The 18,500-nt window shown below is 43.0% G+C and carries 24 protein-coding genes; 7 read left to right on the top strand and 17 right to left on the bottom strand.

Features of this window, described 5'->3' with window-relative positions:
* The first annotated feature begins 338 nt into the window (after positions 1 to 338).
* Complete coding sequence (locus tag MHH46_RS19345; protein ID WP_076190862.1) at positions 339 to 1,289, top strand: hypothetical protein; 951 nt, start codon at positions 339 to 341, stop codon at positions 1,287 to 1,289.
* 59 nt (positions 1,290 to 1,348) lie between these two features.
* Here MHH46_RS19345 and MHH46_RS19350 read toward each other — a convergent pair whose 3' ends face one another.
* Complete coding sequence (locus MHH46_RS19350; protein WP_036688596.1) at positions 1,349 to 1,579, bottom strand: hypothetical protein; 231 nt, start codon at positions 1,577 to 1,579, stop codon at positions 1,349 to 1,351.
* A gap of 205 nt (positions 1,580 to 1,784) precedes the next feature.
* On the opposite strand from MHH46_RS19350, the gene MHH46_RS19355 reads away from it, so the two are divergent.
* Positions 1,785 to 1,961 carry a hypothetical protein gene (locus MHH46_RS19355; RefSeq protein WP_155288145.1) on the top strand — a complete coding sequence of 59 codons (177 nt, stop codon included), beginning with the start codon at positions 1,785 to 1,787 and terminating at the stop codon, positions 1,959 to 1,961.
* Positions 1,962 to 2,564: 603 nt separating this feature from the next.
* Here the strand turns inward: MHH46_RS19355 and trmD are convergent.
* From trmD to MHH46_RS19395, 8 genes are all read right to left on the bottom strand, one after another.
* The gene (gene trmD, locus MHH46_RS19360) at positions 2,565 to 3,356 is read right to left on the bottom strand and encodes a tRNA (guanosine(37)-N1)-methyltransferase TrmD (RefSeq protein WP_036689109.1); all 792 of its coding nucleotides are present in this window, start codon (positions 3,354 to 3,356) and stop codon (positions 2,565 to 2,567) included.
* A complete protein-coding gene (gene rimM, locus MHH46_RS19365) occupies positions 3,356 to 3,880 on the bottom strand; it encodes a ribosome maturation factor RimM (protein WP_076190860.1) in 525 nt (174 codons plus the stop codon). Before rimM ends, trmD begins: the two co-directional genes overlap by 1 nt.
* 89 nt (positions 3,881 to 3,969) lie before the next feature.
* Positions 3,970 to 4,200, bottom strand: a complete 231-nt coding sequence (locus tag MHH46_RS19370; protein ID WP_036688600.1) for a KH domain-containing protein — start codon at positions 4,198 to 4,200, stop codon at positions 3,970 to 3,972.
* Positions 4,201 to 4,222: 22 nt separating this feature from the next.
* A complete protein-coding gene (rpsP, locus tag MHH46_RS19375; protein ID WP_036688604.1) occupies positions 4,223 to 4,495 on the bottom strand; it encodes a 30S ribosomal protein S16 in 273 nt (90 codons plus the stop codon).
* A 54-nt stretch (positions 4,496 to 4,549) separates the two neighbouring features.
* Entirely contained in the window at positions 4,550 to 5,938 is a 1,389-nt protein-coding gene (ffh, locus tag MHH46_RS19380) for a signal recognition particle protein (protein WP_036688607.1), read from the bottom strand.
* Between the two features lie 21 nt (positions 5,939 to 5,959).
* Positions 5,960 to 6,316, bottom strand: a complete 357-nt coding sequence (ylxM, locus tag MHH46_RS19385; RefSeq protein WP_036688609.1) for a YlxM family DNA-binding protein — start codon at positions 6,314 to 6,316, stop codon at positions 5,960 to 5,962.
* A 149-nt stretch (positions 6,317 to 6,465) separates the two neighbouring features.
* Positions 6,466 to 7,113, bottom strand: coding sequence for a hemolysin III family protein (locus MHH46_RS19390; protein ID WP_036688612.1), 648 nt, complete (start codon positions 7,111 to 7,113; stop codon positions 6,466 to 6,468).
* A gap of 56 nt (positions 7,114 to 7,169) precedes the next feature.
* Positions 7,170 to 8,687, bottom strand: coding sequence for a carboxypeptidase M32 (locus tag MHH46_RS19395; RefSeq protein WP_036688614.1), 1,518 nt, complete (start codon positions 8,685 to 8,687; stop codon positions 7,170 to 7,172).
* 162 nt (positions 8,688 to 8,849) lie between these two features.
* Here MHH46_RS19395 and MHH46_RS19400 point away from each other — a divergent pair, with 162 nt between their 5' ends.
* The 4 genes from MHH46_RS19400 to MHH46_RS19415 all read left to right on the top strand — a co-directional run bounded on the left by MHH46_RS19400 (position 8,850) and on the right by MHH46_RS19415 (position 10,665).
* Positions 8,850 to 9,191 carry an iron-sulfur cluster biosynthesis family protein gene (locus MHH46_RS19400; RefSeq protein WP_076127099.1) on the top strand — a complete coding sequence of 114 codons (342 nt, stop codon included), beginning with the start codon at positions 8,850 to 8,852 and terminating at the stop codon, positions 9,189 to 9,191.
* Positions 9,192 to 9,205: 14 nt separating this feature from the next.
* On the top strand, positions 9,206 to 9,766 hold the full coding sequence (locus MHH46_RS19405; protein ID WP_036688619.1) for a carbonic anhydrase: 561 nt from the start codon (positions 9,206 to 9,208) through the stop codon (positions 9,764 to 9,766).
* Between the two features lie 174 nt (positions 9,767 to 9,940).
* Positions 9,941 to 10,372, top strand: coding sequence for a hypothetical protein (locus MHH46_RS19410; protein ID WP_081383222.1), 432 nt, complete (start codon positions 9,941 to 9,943; stop codon positions 10,370 to 10,372).
* 8 nt (positions 10,373 to 10,380) lie between these two features.
* Entirely contained in the window at positions 10,381 to 10,665 is a 285-nt protein-coding gene (locus MHH46_RS19415; RefSeq protein ID WP_036689115.1) for a YxcD family protein, read from the top strand.
* 48 nt (positions 10,666 to 10,713) lie between these two features.
* Here the strand turns inward: MHH46_RS19415 and MHH46_RS19420 are convergent, their stop codons facing one another.
* The 7 genes from MHH46_RS19420 to MHH46_RS19450 form a co-directional block, all read right to left on the bottom strand.
* Complete coding sequence (locus tag MHH46_RS19420) at positions 10,714 to 11,730, bottom strand: S66 peptidase family protein (RefSeq protein WP_076190857.1); 1,017 nt, start codon at positions 11,728 to 11,730, stop codon at positions 10,714 to 10,716.
* A gap of 160 nt (positions 11,731 to 11,890) precedes the next feature.
* On the bottom strand, positions 11,891 to 12,262 hold the full coding sequence (locus tag MHH46_RS19425; RefSeq protein WP_076190855.1) for a hypothetical protein: 372 nt from the start codon (positions 12,260 to 12,262) through the stop codon (positions 11,891 to 11,893).
* A gap of 80 nt (positions 12,263 to 12,342) precedes the next feature.
* Positions 12,343 to 12,693 carry an Asp23/Gls24 family envelope stress response protein gene (locus MHH46_RS19430; RefSeq protein WP_076127105.1) on the bottom strand — a complete coding sequence of 117 codons (351 nt, stop codon included), beginning with the start codon at positions 12,691 to 12,693 and terminating at the stop codon, positions 12,343 to 12,345.
* 28 nt (positions 12,694 to 12,721) lie between these two features.
* Positions 12,722 to 13,828 (bottom strand): AI-2E family transporter, encoded by a 1,107-nt coding sequence (locus tag MHH46_RS19435; RefSeq protein WP_036688627.1) that lies wholly within the window; start codon positions 13,826 to 13,828, stop codon positions 12,722 to 12,724.
* A 41-nt stretch (positions 13,829 to 13,869) separates the two neighbouring features.
* The gene (locus MHH46_RS19440; RefSeq protein ID WP_256717310.1) at positions 13,870 to 15,195 is read right to left on the bottom strand and encodes a cell wall metabolism sensor histidine kinase WalK; all 1,326 of its coding nucleotides are present in this window, start codon (positions 15,193 to 15,195) and stop codon (positions 13,870 to 13,872) included.
* 70 nt (positions 15,196 to 15,265) lie between these two features.
* Positions 15,266 to 15,973 carry a response regulator transcription factor gene (locus MHH46_RS19445; RefSeq protein ID WP_170914177.1) on the bottom strand — a complete coding sequence of 236 codons (708 nt, stop codon included), beginning with the start codon at positions 15,971 to 15,973 and terminating at the stop codon, positions 15,266 to 15,268.
* Between the two features lie 155 nt (positions 15,974 to 16,128).
* Positions 16,129 to 16,968, bottom strand: coding sequence for a DegV family protein (locus MHH46_RS19450; RefSeq protein ID WP_036688632.1), 840 nt, complete (start codon positions 16,966 to 16,968; stop codon positions 16,129 to 16,131).
* A gap of 170 nt (positions 16,969 to 17,138) precedes the next feature.
* Between MHH46_RS19450 and MHH46_RS19455 the strand changes: the two genes are divergently transcribed.
* A complete protein-coding gene (locus tag MHH46_RS19455) occupies positions 17,139 to 17,363 on the top strand; it encodes a hypothetical protein (protein WP_076190853.1) in 225 nt (74 codons plus the stop codon).
* A gap of 308 nt (positions 17,364 to 17,671) precedes the next feature.
* Here the strand turns inward: MHH46_RS19455 and MHH46_RS19460 are convergent, their stop codons facing one another.
* On the bottom strand, positions 17,672 to 18,469 hold the full coding sequence (locus MHH46_RS19460; RefSeq protein WP_305953529.1) for a PHP domain-containing protein: 798 nt from the start codon (positions 18,467 to 18,469) through the stop codon (positions 17,672 to 17,674).
* Positions 18,470 to 18,500 lie beyond the last annotated feature (31 nt).

The raw sequence follows: 18,500 nt of genomic DNA on the forward strand, positions 1-18,500 counted from the left end.
ACGGTCTATATCGTATTCGCAAACTAGCCTTAGCACATCTCACTATAAAAAGCGCTTTTCAGTAGCTGCTGAAGATTATATATGAGAGCATCTTCGCTCTTTTTATATGTACCCTTACCCATTTTAATGTGAGCGTAAGATCTATATTTCATTTTAGCACAATTGAAATTTGAAGTGTAGTGAACACTTTTTAAATACCTAGTCTTTGGTCCAGTATATTAACCCGCCTACAGCCGTTTTTACAATAAATCCCCATAGGCTATACTTACAGAAGTACGTACATAACGTAGCGCTTAGGGAAGAACACATATACCCAAAAATAAGGAGGATTTTATTCAATGAAAAAGAGTAATACAACTAGCGTAATGGCAGCTGTAGCCGTCTTGTCCGTCGTACTTCTGGCAGGATGCACAGAGTTACCGGGTAGGCAATCCGCTAATAATGAACTAGGAAAGAATATTACTGAAGATGTGCAGCAAAATATTGGTGAGGCTGTGAAGCAAGAGCTGGGTAAAGCCGCTGCAAGCGTGGAGCAGGCCGTTCAGGATACAGCTACCAAGGTGGTCGACGAAGTTAAAGCAAACAGCATTAGCAAAGAACTATCCTTATCTAAAGAGATCGGCTCTGCTTCAGTGCTTAGCATGAACAATGCAGTGGGAGAAATAGAAGTTACATCAACTACGGGTGATCAAATTAATGTGAGTGCGACAATCTTAGCCCATAACGGCTCCGCTCATAAAGCTGACCGCCAGAAAATCTTGGATGACGCTGAGATTTCAATAGACGTTAGTGGCGATACTCTGAAGGTATCTACAAATTCCAAATCAAATCCGAAGAAGGATTTATGGACTTGGGCTCAAGACAAATACGGTTATTCAGATTTTAGCATTAACTATACCATTGAGATCCCCACCCGTATGGATGAATATCAAATCACCAATAATGTCGGGCAAATTCGTCTCCGCAATCTGGACGGAAATTACCGCATCGTCAGCAACGTTGGAGCTATTGATATCGAAGGAGCTAACATCACGGGTAAGTCCACTCTAGAGTCTAATACAGGAAGCATACGTATGGATATAGCCGGAATGAAGAGTGATAGCCGTCTTAAAGCGACAACAAATGTAGGTAGCCTCAATGCTGTTCTAGCCGATGGCGTGAAATGTAGCTTGGTGGCTAAAAGTGATCTAGGCCAGATCACCGGGGTTGAGGGTGGCAAACGTGATGTTAACGGAGGAGGTCCTTTGTTGTCCTTAAGCTCTGATATAGGTGCAATTACAGTAGAGTAACCAACCACTAAAAAACAGACCGTCCGGATTAGCGGACGGTCTGTTTCTGCATCATCATATCAGATTAATGCAATAGCCAACAGTGTGAACAAGCTGAGAGTTAAAATATTGTCAGCAGCATAAGGGTAACCAAAAAATGCAGAAGTCTGCACAGGTCCATTGGATCCTGTTCTTAAGTAAACATTATATCTGTCCACATCTGTAATCACACCTTCATGCTGTCTGCCATCAGTAGTCAGGATACGTACCCTTCTATTCTTACAACGTAAGCAATTATAATAAGCCTCCACTAGTGTACTCCTCCTCATTCGTAATGATATACTCTATGGTGAGGAGTACAGGTCGGTAACGGCTAAGTTACATAGGTCATTTGTTTGGATCGATATTTACTTTCCGTTCTCTGCATTTTTTGTATTCCCAAAGGTTATATATAAGGAAAGACATATTTTCGGCTTGTTATCCGTACCATCCTATCCATTCAAGGAGGCCAATCGAATGAATGTAGCACGTAAACAGTTTATTAAGGAAGGCGTACTGCGTATTACCATCTTTATTATTTTATCATCGCTTACCTATACCGTTCGCAACTATGCATGGGCAGTAACTGTTCTCGTATGTTTTGCGCTTTACGCTCTACTTACAGGAGTATATCGCCTCTTTCGCAAAGAGTAGAATGCGCCTCCACGAATTTTTATAGTTAACCAAACGCCCCCTTTCCAAAGAGTTTTTAATTCTCCTTGAAGAGGGGGCGTTTACATTCTGATCAGAATCACAGGGTTTGACCTCTTAGTAGAGCACAATAAAACCATTAGATGTAGTGAACTTTCGTTCGCTATACTCTAATGGTTTTATTGGACTTGCTTATTCATACTTAATTATTAATCTTATATGTTCAAGCTTTAAAGGGCGAATGGGAATTACGATTTGCGATTTGTATAATAATCGATAATATCATTCACGGTGCGGAGCGGCTCCGCATCTTTGTGGATCGTGTCCACGCTAGGCTTGAATTCTTCACGCGTCTTCGTAGTCACTTCAGTTCATTCCTTTCAATAGTTAAGCTTGCTGCATCGTAAGCTGCATATAGTATTACGCCACCTCTATCTATTACCCCAAATAGAAGAGTTCAACGCACCTATGCTAATTTATTTTGGAAATTACGCAAAAAAAATACGAGATTATTGCCCTTCTTATACTTAAGTAAACATAACAAAAACGCCTCCTTAACGTAAGATACGTTAAAAAGACGTAAAATATGCCTGTTTTATTAAAATTTTACTCCGGCTTGATTTCATTTTTCAGACGTTCCAGTGTTTTCTTGTCTTTCAATGTTAGTTCTGCACTTTCGAGCAAATCAGGTCTACGTTCAAGTGTACGCTGTAACGCTTGCTCTCTCCGCCATACTTCGATGTTGGCGTGATGGCCACTCAGCAACATATCTGGTACCTTCCAGCCGCGAAATTCAGCGGGTCGAGTGTAGTGAGGATATTCCAACAGCCCTGTACTGAACGAATCGGTGATCGCAGAGGTTTCGTTTCCAAGCGCCCCTGGCTGTAGCCGAACTACTGAATCAATAACCGTCAGTGCTGGTAGTTCTCCACCCGTTAACACGTAATCGCCAATCGACAGTTCATCTGTAACCAGATGCTCCCGTATCCGCTCATCGTAGCCCTCATAATGACCACATATAAAGATTAGATGCTGCTCTTGTGCCAGTTCCTCAGCAATCTTCTGATTATAGGTCTTTCCTTGTGGACACATAAGAATGATGCGCGGCTTCACAGAGGAAGGCGACGGGACTGCAGATTCAGAACCATTCTCCAAAGGACTAGCCTCGATCCCCAATACATGTTCTACCGCTGCAAAGATCGGGTCAGGCTTTAGTACCATACCCCCGCCCCCGCCATACGGTGTATCATCCACACTGTTGTGCTTATTTCCTGAGAAATCACGAAAGTTCACAGCATTCAAAGATACAATCCCTTTTTCGCGTGCCTTACCAAGAATACTTGTGCTAAATACGCCTTCGCACATCTCCGGAAAGAGCGTTAGCACATCAATTCTGATCATGGCAATAGTCCTTCCATTAAGTGAACCGTAATTCGTTTGGCCTCAATGTCCACGTTCAGCACTACATCGTTAATTACAGGGATAAGGATGTCTTGACCTTTAGCAGGCTTAACAACCCACACGTCATTTGCACCTGGCTGTAAAATTTCCGTAATTGTGCCAAGCGGTTCACTTCCAGCATCATCCGTATAAACTTCACAGCCAACGATTTGGTGGAAGTAATATTCGTTCTCTGGCAGTTCAACCAGATCATTACTTGGCACCTTAAGCAAACTTCCCTTATACTTTTCCACTTCGTTAATATTGGTATATCCCTTAAGCTTAACGATAAACATACCCTTATGCTCTCGAGCGGATTCTACAGTCACTTCGAATTTTGCACTGCCATCCGCAGGAATGACGAACAGCTTCTTGTCTTTAGCGAAACGAACCTCAGGAAAATCGGTATGGGATAATACTTTAATCTCCCCGCGAATTCCATGTGTATTCACAAGCCGGCCTACGGTTAATTCTTCCGTCATATAACCCTCTCCTCTACAAGCTTCATCTATATATTTGAACAAAAAGGAGCCGGGATATACTATCCCTAGCCCCTCATTGTACGCATTATTTAAGATAAAATATCTACAGTTACGCGTTTATCGCTCTTGACTGCTGCAGATGTGACTACTGTACGGAGCGCCTTGGCGATCCTGCCTTGCTTGCCGATGACCTTTCCTACATCATCTGGATGTACGGACAGCTCATAGACAATCAAATGCTCTTTCTCCACAGCCCGTACCGTCACATCTTCTGGATGATCCACTAAAGCCTTAGCAATTACTCCAACTAATTCTTCCATAGAGGACCCTCGCAATCAGTCATTATTTCTGTTGCTTAAGCTCATGAAACTTCTTCATCACGCCTGCTTTGGAAAGCAAGTTGCGGACGGTATCAGATGCTTGCGCACCTGTTTGAAGCCATTTAAGAGCTTTTTCCTCATCGATCTTAACTACTGCCGGTTGTTCAATCGGATTATAATAACCGATTTCCTCGATAAAACGACCGTCACGAGGGGACCGGGAATCGGAAACCACTACACGATAGAAAGGCGCTTTATGCGCTCCCATTCTTTTCAGACGAATACGTACTGCCACGAAAAATCACCTCCTTATAATAGTTTCCAACATTAGTTGGTCAGACATTCAAGATCATTTAAAAGGGAATTTCAGCCCTTTTCCACCACCAAGACCTTTAAGCTGCTTCATGGCATTTTTCTTGGAGGCTTTGCCGCCTCCGCCCATCATGCCGGAGAATTGCTTCATCATCTTACGCATCTCATCAAATTGTTTGATGAGGCGGTTGACCTCAGCGACTGAGGTTCCGCTGCCGGTTGCAATACGCTTGCGGCGGTTATGGTTAATGATCTCAGGCTGTTGCTTCTCCGCCTTAGTCATAGAATGAACTATGGCTTCAACGCGTCCCATTTGCTTATCGTCGACCTTTAAATCTTTAATGCCCTTGGCTTTGTTCATACCCGGAAGCATATCAAGAATTTGATCGATAGGGCCTAGCTTCTTCACCTGATCCATTTGCTCAAGGAAATCATCGAACGTAAACTCTGCATTACGCATCTTACGTTCCATTTCTTTAGCCTTGTCAGTATCAATGTTCGCCTGGGCTTTCTCAATCAGCGACAGCATGTCGCCCATACCCAGAATCCGCGAAGCCATACGTTCCGGATGGAACGGCTCCAGCGCGTCGATCTTCTCCCCTAAAGCGGCGAATTTGATCGGGCAACCGGTAACAGCTTTTACTGACAGTGCAGCACCACCACGGCTGTCGCCGTCGAGTTTCGTCAATACGACCCCTGTAAGCTCAAGCTGCTTATTAAAGCTCTCGGCTACATTCACGGCGTCTTGACCCGTCATAGCATCTACTACAAGAAGTACTTCATCAGGATTTACAACATTGTGAATCTGCTTGAGTTCTTCCATTAGTTCTTCATCAATATGCAGGCGGCCTGCAGTATCGATAATAACATAATCAAGTCCGTTATCCTTCGCATGTTGTACAGCTTGTCTGGCAATTTCTACCGGACTAGTCTGATCACCAAGCGAGAATACAGGAACCTTAATCTGTTCTCCCAGCACTTGCAGCTGCTTGATAGCAGCAGGCCGGTAAATATCTCCCGCAACCAGGAGCGGACGATGATTGCCCTTCTGTAACAGCTTAGCTAGCTTACCCGAAGTGGTTGTCTTACCAGCCCCTTGTAGACCCGCCATCATAATGACGGTCGGTGGCTTGTTCGACTTGGCCAGCTTCGCTTGGCTTCCGCCCATCAGCTCGGTTAGTTCCTTGTTGACGATGTCGATAATTACCATGCCAGGCGTAAAGCTGTCCATGACTTCCTTGCCGATGGACTTTTCTTTCACCTTAGCCACGAATTCTTTAACTACCTTGAAGTTAACATCGGCTTCCAGAAGGGCTAACCGCACTTCACGCATAGCTTCGTTTACGTCTTCTTCGGATACTTTACCTTTACCGCGTAGCTTGCTGAACACATTCTGCAATCTTCCGGTTAAACCTTCAAACGCCATATGCAGATTTCTCCCTTCATGCTACTCTAACCTCTGCAAGCGATCCACGATCTCCGCGAACCGAAGTTTATATTGCTCAGGCAGCATCCCATTCTCCGGCAGTCTGCGCAGCTCTTCTAAATATTTAGTACGACTCTCATGTTTCACTAATAGTCCAAGTTTTTCTTCATAATTCTCAAGGACTTGCTCAGCCCGCTTAATATGCTCATAAACAGCTTGGCGGCTGATTTCAAATTCAGCGGCAATCTCTCCCAAGGAAAAATCATCGTGAAAATAATATTTAAGAAACGTTTGCTGCTTATCTGTAAGCAGTCGTTCATAGAAGGCAAAAAGCAAATTGATACGATTCGTTTTCTCGAGCCTATTCTCCTGACTCATTAAGGACAACCCCTTCGTCAAGGAAAAACACTTTACACCTTCACAACGTCCCTTATGATACCTAAAAGAAAGAGAGATGTCAAGCACTTTTGCTTGTCATCTCTTTCTTTATTAAAAATCCATATTTTCCGCGATAAATCCGCTTGAAATTATTGGATTGGCAGTACATAAATCAATATGGCGAAGAAATGTGTGACACTGCCCGCAAGAACAAAAACATGCCAGATCGCGTGATGGAACGGAAACCCTCTCCATACATAAAAAACTGTACCTAGAGTATAAAGCACTCCTCCAGCCATCAACAGAATCATGCCACCATCCGCTACCACTGCTGAAAGAGGATTCCAGGCGATAACAATCAGCCAACCCATAGCAATGTAGAACACCGTAGACATGAACAAGAACTTTTTAACAAAAAACGCTTTGAAGAAAACGCCAAATACTGCGATTCCCCATATAACACCAAATAAACTCCAGCCAAGTGTTCCCCGAATAGCTACTAGCAAAAAGGGTGTATACGTGCCTGCGATAAACAGATAAATAGAGGAGTGATCGAAAAATTCGAACAAATCCTTCGCCTTGCCCTCTTTGAGACTATGCACAAGTGTTGAATTGAGATACAGAAGCAGCATTGTCGTTCCATAAATGGAGAAGCTGACTACATGCCATGCCGTTCCTTTCAGACTTGCAAAAACAACAAGCAGGACAAGTGCAGCGACGCTTAATACAGCTCCGATCCCGTGCGTAATCGCATTCGCGACTTCTTCTCTCCGGGTGTAGGTGTGAGTATTTGCCATATCCATATCCTTCCGTCTAAGCTTTCTTTCTATTATACCACGCGGACCTCACTGGATTACAGTTTGTAAATCTCCGTGTATTTCTCCTCCAAATAATCAGCCAGATAATCTGGACTGAGCGGCTCACCTGTTACTTGTTCGATAATTTGCGAAGGGGTCAGGCTTTTTCCGAAACGGTAGATTTTTTCTGTTAACCATTCTTTAATTGGCAAAAGATTTCCCGCAGCAATCAATTCATCGTAGTTCGGCAGCTCCTTGCGGAGTGTATTCAAGATTTGGGCAGCATACATATTTCCCAAAGAGTAGGATGCAAAATATCCGAAGTCTCCACCGGACCAGTGCACGTCCTGCAATACACCAAGCGCATCATTAGGCGGTGTAATACCTAAATATTCTTGATATTTAGCATTCCATACCTGAGGCAGATCTTTGACAGATAGTCCTTCATTAAAAATAAGCTTTTCGATCTCGTAACGCACAATAATGTGCAGATTGTATGTAAGCTCATCTGCTTCAATTCGGATGAATGAATTTTCCACACTGTTAATAGCCCGGTAGAAATCCTCTACATCTACATTAGCAAGCTGCTCTGGGAAATGCTGCTGCAGATCACCGTAATAACGTTGCCAGAACGCACGGCTGCGGCCGATCATATTCTCCCATAGTCTCGACTGAGATTCATGAATCCCCATCGAAGCGCCTTGAGCCAGCGGTGTTCCCACTAAATCTTGGCTGATATTTTGTTCGTAAAGCGCATGTCCACCTTCATGCAGTGAACTGAAGACGGCGCTAGTCACGTTATCAAGTAAATAAGCGGTCGTAATACGAACGTCACCTGGATTCAGCCCTGTAGCAAAAGGATGCACACTCTCATCCAAGCGGCCTGCGTCGAAGTCATAGCCCATTTGCTTCAGAATAAAGTTACCAAACTTTTGTTGCTGCTCTTTAGGGAAAATCTGCTGCAAGAAGCTGGTATCAGGTTTATTAGGTGAAGCAGCGATAGCTTCCACTAACGGAACCAAGCGGCTGCGGAGGCGACTGAACACTTCATCCACCTTTTCTACCGTGAGATCAGGCTCATACATATCTAGTAGCGTATCGTAACGTGTGCCATTTACACCCCAATAATCGATGAACTCTTGTTTCAGAGCTACGATTTTACTCAAATAAGGTTCAAATGTAGCAAAGTCATTGTTCTCCTTAGCTTCTTCCCAGATCGTTTGGGAATGAGCAGACAGGACAGCGTACTCTTCAAATCTTTTGGAAGGAATACTCTTACTGCGCTCATACTCTTTGCGGCAATCGTTGACGATCTTTTGTTGATTAGCTGTAAGCTGGCTCAACACTTCTGGACGGCTGAAAAATGCTGTAAAGTCACCCATCTCCTGTGAAATCTCAAGTCTGAACAATTCTCCACTCAGCATCCCAATCGTACCGGAACGAACTTCTACTCCCTTACGTGGTGCACCTGTGCGCAAATCCCAGTGCATTAATTCTATGGCCTCTGAATATCCACTAATTTTTGCTAATAACTCGCTGAATTGTTCCCATCGTTCCTTTACTTGTTGTTCCATTCTACTCCACCTGCTTTCTCTGTTTTACAGACTCCTCTTGATGATACTTTTTTGAATGAGTATAATCAACTTCAGAGATACATCTCTAATTTTAAATATTTAATGAGTTACATAAGAAGCAGACCATGCTTCGAACAAAAATCAAGGAGCGTGAACAGGGCTATGATGATTCAAGTTACACCTCTCGCAGAAAGGAAGTTGAAGGAAAGGCTTGGAGATCAGCCAGGATTTTTCAAGCTCTTTTATGATACGGTAGGCTGCGGGTGTGACGGAATTAATGTGTTACTGATTGTTTCAGAAGTGGAGCAAGGCGATTCTAGGATAGAGACGAATTCTCTTCCCTTTATCGTAAGCCGGCAACAGGAAATCTTTTATGAAGACAAGATGCGACTCGATGCAGAGGAACGTTTCTCTTCCTATAAGCTGGTCAGTGATTCTCAGATTTATGGCAACAATATCATGGTAAGAGATATGCGCAACGTAAGTACAATTCAAGGAATTTGAGGGAGGAAGCTAATATGAGCCACGTATCAGAAATTATTAACTTTAATAAAAGTTTTGTAGAGAATAAGGACTATGAAGCTTATTTAACCAGTCGTTATCCTGACAAAAAAATGCTGATCATCACCTGTATGGACACTAGACTCGTTGAATTATTGCCGAAAGCCATGAATTTCAAAAATGGTGATGTCAAAATCATCAAAAATGCTGGTGCGGTTATTTCTCAACCTTTTGGTAGTGTTATGCGTAGTGTAATGGTAGCTCTATATGAACTAGATGCTGAAGAAGTAATCGTGGTTGGACACTATGAATGCGGTATGGCCTCCCTCAATGCGGACCATATGATCAATTCCATTAAAGAACGTGGAGTATCTGAAGAAGTGCTGTCTACACTGGAGAATTCCGGAATCAAACTTACAAAATGGCTGCGTGGGTTTGACAATGTCGAAGAAGGGGTAATTCAGACTGTGGACCTGATTAAACGTCATCCACTGCTTCCTCCTAATGTACCTATCCATGGCATGATCATCGATCCGGCAACCGGAGCGCTTGAGCTTGTCGCTGATGGGTATAAGTAACGAATGACGACTCTCTAACTGCTGTTTGCGTGGATCCTGGATCCACGCTTTTTTTGTGTATAAAAGTATAAATTATGATAAATAAAATTGAAACCTTGTGGGACATGTCTGCGTATTACCGACCATACACAAAAATTCATGCTCACAGGAGGGTTTTCGTACTAAATGAAACCAATGAAACGCGTAATGATGATTCTAATGGCCTTCACTCTGTTTTTTGCAGTGGTTGCTCCAGACTTTGCCGATGCACGTCGAGGTGGCGGCGGATTCAAATCCGGCACTCGCAGCTATTCAACAACTCCAAAAAAATCAACAACAACAAATAACATCAAAAAAAGTGACAGCACTAAAAGTTCCACAGCAGGATCTGCTGCAAATACAAAACGTGGCTTCTTCAGCGGCGGCAGCTTAATGAAAGGCATGATGATCGGTGGTTTGGCTGGATTATTATTCGGTGGAATGTTTGGTGGAATGGGAGCTTTTGGTGACTTCCTAGGCTTTGCCGTTAATATGCTAGCTATCTATGTATTGGTTATGCTCGTGATGTCCTTCTTCCGTCGTAGAAAAGAACGTCGCCGCTTAGAAGAACAGGATGGTCGTTACTAATGTCTACAATTGTTCTAAGCATGGATGAGATCATCAATGCCCTCTGTCTGCACATGGCGGAACGAAAAGCTGTTCGTCCAGAGGATGTTCAGGTAGAACTGAGCTGGGAAGAAGATACCGGTTACTCTGCAGAGGTTTGGGTACAGGGCCGCAGTCAATTTCTAGTGGAGTCCAATATGATTGAAGCGATCTTGCGTTACATGCTCAGCGAATATGGTGTTCGCGCCTATCGTGAAGATGTAAGACTGGACCTGGATGAGGAAATCACAGCGATTGTAAATACAGGGAACTAATGATAGTAAAAGGGACAACCCGAGGGGTTGTCCTTTTTTGATATAACGCTATTCATAGAAATATTGCTTTACCGTCCCTACTCCGTCTGCCACTTCAATTTCTGCATAAGCTCCATTAATAAAAGTAACCTGCGGCGGGACATGACCACAATCGATATCATAAACGATCGGTACCTTAAGCTCTTCAAATAGTTCAGCATAGATATCCTCGGCAGTATAGTTATCCACAGGCCGATTAGCTGGACTTCTGCCAAACATAATCCCCGAACAATTCTCAAACCACCCTGCCAGCTTCATCTGCACTAAAGATCTGCGTAAATCCGCTGTGTTCAATTCACAATTTTCCAAATACCAAACTATAGGTTCGTCATGAATCATTTCTTGCTGAAAATGCTGGAGCTTTCCATAAGGTGTGCCGATCAAATGCCTAATTACATCTATACAACCACCCAACAGACGTCCTTTCATCGTTACAGCATCTGTAGTTAGAGACTTCCAATAAGTCTCCTCTGTCAAATGAAAAACGCATGGCGAAGGCACATCATGCTGCCATTCCCGCTGATATTTAAGAGATGAATGCTGCACAATGGACTCACCCACTGGTGTCTCTAGAACCGCCTGCCAGAGGGCTGTAGTATCATCCGAATACTCTCCCCGTAAATCAATGAGATTCGCTCCGTGGGCAGTAGCCAACCCGGTTGTCAGCGTGACCGCAAGCAGCAAGACGCTTATATCTGAATATCCCACGATCCATTTGTCCTGCAAAGCATCAAAATCAATAAATTCCAGAGCTTCAATTAACAATTCCCCGCCCCAAGGCGGAATAAGGACATCGATTCCATCATCTTTGATCATCTCATTAAACTCATGACCACGAACATTGGCTGGTGCAGATTTAGCCTTATCTTGCTTCCATGCCGTTTCGCCGATAATGACATTAAATCCTTGCGACTTCAAACGGCCGGAGGCCAGTGTTAGTAGTTCTGCATTTTGAATGCCTACTCCAGATGAAGGTGCTGTAACGCCTATCGTCGCATTCTTTTTCAAAAAAGGGTATCTAATCATATGCCACCTCCCAGAGTTTGTACCCATTATATCCCTAAAGTGATAATGAGAACACCTTCTTCTAACACATACTTTACGCCTACAAAAAAAGGACCTGGCGGGATGCGTCAACGTATGACCACAAATCCTGCACATGTCCTTCTTCAATTAAACCCAAGCACTAGATTAAAGAGATAGCAAGCAGTTCAAACAACACAAGCGGTAAAATCACATTATTATTGTATGGGGGACCTGGATAAGGTCCTGGATATGGGCCAGGTCCCGGATGAGGATGATAAGGCTGATGAGGGTTGTAAAACCCGCGGGGCATTTGCCCATTAGCTGCAACGTTCAAATACAAGTGTTTATTATCTACTCCGGCTATAACGCCTTCATGTACAAAGCCATCTATTGTCTGTACGTTCACCTTATGGTTAAGGTATGGCTTGCAAGATTGATGTAGGGAATCACGGACACCGCGCAGGTGCCGGATCACAGCAGGATCGGCCTGATAAATCACATTCTGTTGCTGCCCAGTGTTAAATGTCGACATGGATGTTCTGACCTCCGTAAATGGATTTGCTCCATTCTATGCAGAAGCCTAGATTACGGTGCCTATTAAATGGGCTATTCTTAGAATGGCAGAGCGACCTTCTCAACCTTAACATTTACAGAAACTAGAGACAGTCCCATCATATTTTCAACAGCATTTCTTACATTTTGCTGCAGTATATAGCAGACCTCTTGAATCACACATCCGTAATTAACTATGACCTGAAGATCGATGGCAACATCCACTTCTTTTACTTCAACGGACATTCCTTTTTTTACATTTTTACCGCTTAGACGTTTAGCCCAGTTGTCCGAGATACTGCTTCCTGACATGCCGGCAATACCCGGTGTGTCCAGAACCACTTGCCCGACGATCGAAGTCACCACATCATCTGAAATATGAATTAGTCCTTGCTCCGTTCCTTCATTCATAGAAATCCCTCCATAATGTTTTATTAACTTAAGAGATATCAGGACTCTCCTCTACCTCTATCTCTACCCGGCGTTGCTTGACAAACAAATAATAGGCCTTGGTCAAGACGATTTTAACAATCATATACAGCGGAATAATCAGCAATATCGCAATGATCCCGCCTAAATCACCGCCAACTAATACCAGGATAATCGTTGTCAGTGGATGAATATCGAGCTTTTTCCCAAAGATGTAGGGAGCGATTAAATTATCCTGTATCTGCTGCGCTACCAGAACAATGATGATGGACCAGACGGCTATAGACGGCGATTGAATGAATCCGATGATGAAAATAGGGATACTAGACAGTATCGCACCAATAAAAGGCACGAAGTTCATCACAACTGCGATTACAGTCAACAGCAATGCATATTGCAGGCCGATAATAAGGAAACCAATATACATCAGAACGCCTAAGGCTAAATTAACAAGCACCCGGCCCACGATAAAGCCACTAAGCGCACTGTCGATTTCAGTCATCATTGTAGTTCCTTCTTCACGATACTTCTTTGGGAAGAAACTTACAATCTTACGTCCGAATTTCCCACCTTCCTTAAGCATGTAGAATAACATAATCGGAAAGGTGAATAAAATGATCGCGAAATTCGAAACAAAAGAGAACAGTCCTGATACGTAATTCGTTAACAGCGTAAACCCTTTATTCAAATAATCCGTCAATGTGGAGGCTGGATTCGCATCAGCAGGGATCAACGCAGACAGAAATTCATTATCTTCTAGTTTCAATAGCTGTTGATTCAAGGAGGCAATGAGATTCGGCATATTATCGACGAAATTAACTAATTGTGTGCGAAGTGAAGGCCAAACGCCGATAATAAAAGCAAACAGAAGCACTAAAATAACTACATATACGATGATAATCGCCAAAGAACGATTCAGCTTATATTTCTCCAAGGTATCGATCAGTGGCCGCAGCAGGTAATAAAAGAAACCCGCCAGCATTAAAGGCACTATAATGACACTGAACAAAGACAGGATCGGTGTGAATAAAAAATCTACGCGTGAGCCTAAAAATACAATGCCTAACACTAAAAGAATCGCTAGACAAACTCTGATGAAATTGTTCAGTTTAGCCATAGTTTCTCTCCCGTCTTCTGATTTGGATGTCTTCCAGCTCGTTATTTCGGAATCCGGATGGTGAATACCGTAGGTTCCTTCTTTCGGCGACTGAGATGAAGCGTACCCCCCATTTTCTCTGTATTTTTCATAGCTATCGAGAGACCTAGCCCTGTCCCTCCCGAAGCTGTCCGCGCTTTATCTCCCCGAACAAACGGATCAAACATTGTGGACCACAGCTCTTCTGGAATACCCACTCCAGTATCAGCGATTTCAATCGTGACTTCTTTCTCCAAAGGAATCACCTCCACACGCAAATGTGTACCTGGAGGATTATAGATCAGTGCATTGGAGATCAAATTATGAACCACACTCGAGAGCAGCTCCGCATCAAAGTTCAAGAACACATCCTCTTCGGGAACATTTAGATGCAAAACAAAGTTCTTTTGTTCAATCTCTCCGTACGTATCTGCAATGATTTCACGAATAAATTCGCCCAGTTCTTGATGTTCCATTCGTAGCAAGAAATCCGGTGAATCTATTTTTAACAGCTCCAGCATGTTCTGAATCAGCTTAGTAACTTGTGAGGATTTATTATAAATATAGCTTAAATATCTTTTTTGGCGTTCTTCATCCTCGCCTCTACCCTCTACAAGCGCCTGGGCAAAGCCCTGTATACTCGTTATCGGCGTCTTCAGATCGTGGGATAGATCAACCATCATCCGTTTCTTACTTTCCTCTGCCTGGCGTTTTTCTTTGGTCGTCTTTTCAATTACGTCTGCCATATAATTAAAAGTCTCTCCAATTTGCGAAAATTCCTTCTCTGCATATAAAGCGATTCGAGTATCATAATTCCCCTGAATCATCTGCTTCAATCCAAGCGTGATGATACGCAGTGGTTTCCTGATTCGCCGCGCTACCCAATAGCTGTACACGATAATTAGCAAAAGAATCATTCCCACACCCAAAAAGACGTAGTATGAAAGCGAATGATTAAAGTAGGCCACGAAGGGATCACTATTAATGGTGATGGTGATAGCTTCCCGCGGCAGCTTCAAGAGCAGCCACTCCGATTCGCTCTGAGCATTTAGCGTGGTCAACGAATAAAAGTAAGCTTGATCTTCTCCATTTTCCAAACTTTTTAAAAGCTGGTTACTGGTATATTGGGTTACACCGTCTTTTTTTTCTCCAACAACCTTGGTGACCTTCATGTCTTGATCCAAGACCTCGATCCATCCCCCGCTACGCAGAAGACGTTTGGTTTCTATCCCATGCTCCAGATTATCTCGATAAGCACTAGCTTCCACCTTCAAATCAGGATCAGCGATTTTATTTTTTTCAAAAATATGGGTCACATCAAGATTAATAAACAAATAATATACAATCACGAGAAAAAACAAAATACAGATAAACAACAAAAAATCCAGCGTCAGCGATGATTGTAAAGGTCGTTGATCTCTATTGCTCCATAGGCGCTTCAATTTTGTATCCCAGCCCTCTAATAGTCTTTAAATATACTGGCTTTTTGGAGTCTTCCTCAATTTTTTCCCGGATATTGCTGATATGTACCATGATACTATTATCTTCGTACACATAGAAATCTTCCCACACGGCCTCATATATTTTTTTGCGTGTGAAGACTCGTCCAGGCTGCTTCATCATTAGTTCCAAAATTTTATACTCGGTAGAAGTAAGCACCACAGGTTCACCTGAACGATAAAGCAGACACTGGCTTTGATCCAGCATTAATTCACCTAATACAATCTGTTCAGCTTCTTTTTCCTCAACGACTTGCGCATCGAAATGATGTACACGCCGCAGCAGTGCTCCAACACGGGCTACTATTTCTAATGGATTAAACGGTTTGGAAATATAATCGTCGGCTCCTAGTTCAAGACCCAGAATTTTGTCATGATGTTCGCTTTTGGCGGATAAAAATAACACTGGAAAATGATGCACCTCGCGGATCTTTTTCAATAATTGCAGTCCATCCAGACCCGGCATCATAATATCCAGAATTGCCAAATCAACTTTATGGTTCTGTACCTGCGTTAAGGCTTCAGTACCACTGTTTGCTTCCAAAATGTTGTACTCTTTCTCTAAATATAATCTTAGCAATTCCACAATTTCTGCTTCATCATCAGCGATCAATATTGTATACATGATAATCCCCCCATCTAACTATATTCTGTGATTATTAACAGAGCCTAAACACAATCTAAAGAATAGCTAAATTATCACATAGTAATAAAATAAAAATCGCACACGGGAAACCGTCCCATGTACGATCGTAATTTGTCTGGATTGTGAGGATCACTACTTTAAAAAGCTACGCCAATTCCGCCTTCCCCAGCATAGGTTCCCATAACCGGCCCCATGCTTGAGAGTAAGACTTCTTTGAAGGGATGCTTTAGTAAAATGCGTTCTTTAATCTCGAGTGCCAGCTTCTCACAATTACTGTGTACAATAGCGATAACCGCTTTCTCGTAATCATGCTGCTTCTCATCCAAATGCGCTAGCAGACGATTCAGTGCTTTTGGAAGACCCCGGGTCTTCTCCACTACTTCGACAGTGCCTTCTTCGCTGATTTTGAGCAGCAACTTTATATTGAGTACAGACGCTACGGCTCCCGAGAGCCGACTTAGACGTCCGCCTTTCATTACATTCTCCAGAGTGTCCAGCGTAAAATAAGCGTTAACTTCCTCTATCTGCTGAAGTACCTTTTCCTTGAGCTCTTGCAAGCTTGAACAAGTTAAGGACCACTGCGCCGCCAGGCCGACAATCAATGACAGCCCGCCTGAGAAGTTTTTGGAATCTATAACCTCTATTGCATTGGTATGTCCTTCATCCTTATACATTTCCATAGCAATCATAGCCGTCTGATAAGTGCTACTAATATTAGAGGACATACAAATGACCATAATGTCAGTTCCCTCCTCCACTTGCTTGAACTTCTCAAGGAATTCGTTGGGACTTGGACTAGCTGTGGTAGGCAGCTCCTTGGATTCGCGCATTTGAGCATAAAAGCTTTTCGTGTCCGTATCTGCCGGCATTAACTCATGCCCAAAATGAACCGGTAGGTGGATCACGGAAACATTATACTTCTCCATGTAGTCAAGGGGTAGGTCTGAACCGCTGTCTGTTATGATCTTGATTGCCATAATATAAGTACTCTCCTTTCAATATCAGTACTATTATAGCCACCATAAAATGAAATCTCCAGTAACCTTTATAACTTGAAAAATTCTTCGATCTGTGTTATGTCTTTCTTCCTTAACTTGTCCTTATATGATATGGTTTATGAATAAGCGTATAGAAATGGAGTGTATGTATGAGTAAGGGTAGAGTATGGAACAGAGGCAAACATGATGGTACAGGACTATCGAGGAAAAAAACTGTAGATCAAGAGGGTGCAGCTTCTACTGAAACTGAATCTACAGAACCTTCGAATGAACCTTCCAATTCAAGAATTGATACCGTAAAACCGATGAATCGCACGAATTGGGTGACCAGACCCACCCGAGTCAGCAATAAAGATTCGAAAGACAAACGATAATTCATACATTCTAAGATTTGAGGACCCAGATGACGTTATTGGCAAATTTCCAGCCTTTTGAGCAGAGTTTCGGACTCCAGAGCCGTTATTCCGTAGAATGAGGTTCATATATGGTGTTTTCCGTGCCAATAGTGGCTATGGAGTCCGTTAGCATCCCAAATGCGGAGTAAAACTGCGTTTAAGGTCATCTGTGTCCGATAGTTATCTTTGTACATGCAAAAGTAATGAAATCCAGCGAACAACAAAAAGGGTTGTCCCAGTAGCCATTTCATCATTTCATGGCTTATGGAACAACCCTCTTCTATTTTCTACGCCATATATCCTAACTCCGCTTCATCTCTGGAGGGGGCTTCGCCAATTAACTGCTTCAATAGTTTTTTCATCATTACCGAAGCCTTTACTTTGGTATGAAGACACGGAGAAACCTCTATTTCATAGTTCCCTTGTTTGATAGCTTCCTTCAATTCTTCCACAGTTGAGCAGGAGTCTTGCAGACGATTCACAACACTGCCATACTGCAAACACTGATGACTGTCACTGCCAGCAATCACAGGCACACCCAGCTTCTCAGCAAAGGGCGTGATCAGGTTCTTATAAGTCTCCACCCCCTGCATGTAAATATCCTTAGCGTTGAAATCAAAAGCATCTAATCGCTGAAGCAATGCCGGATCCAGTTGATGTAAAGGCGTAGAAGTTCGGAAGGGGTGGGCTCCGATTTTCCAAAGATTATGTTCATCGGCCATATCAAGCAACTGCTTAAACGGTATGAAATTCCCCTCCTGCGTATGCTCATCTAGTAAAGCGCGGACAGCTAGAACATTCTCCTTCAGTCCGATCAACAGGATGTGACCTGTCTCCGCGATATCCACTTCCATGCCTGGAAACAGTTTAAGTCCGTTCACATCGTAATAATGCCCGTTATAGGGATAAGTCTGATCCAGCGCATCATACATCGCAAAGAAATTAGAAGTATTAAAATGCTCGGTCAATGCTACAGCCTGTAATCCATTCGCCTTGGCTTCGAACATCATCTCCGCAAAATATTCGGGTGAAAACGTAGATTTCTTAGATAATTTACCATGGGTATGCAGATCAATATTCATCATGTCTAATTCGTCTCCTTTGAGCTTGTAAGTT

It is taken from the genome of Paenibacillus sp. FSL H8-0175 (genome assembly GCF_045040615.1).
GTDB classification, from domain to species: domain Bacteria; phylum Bacillota; class Bacilli; order Paenibacillales; family Paenibacillaceae; genus Paenibacillus_AQ; species Paenibacillus_AQ odorifer.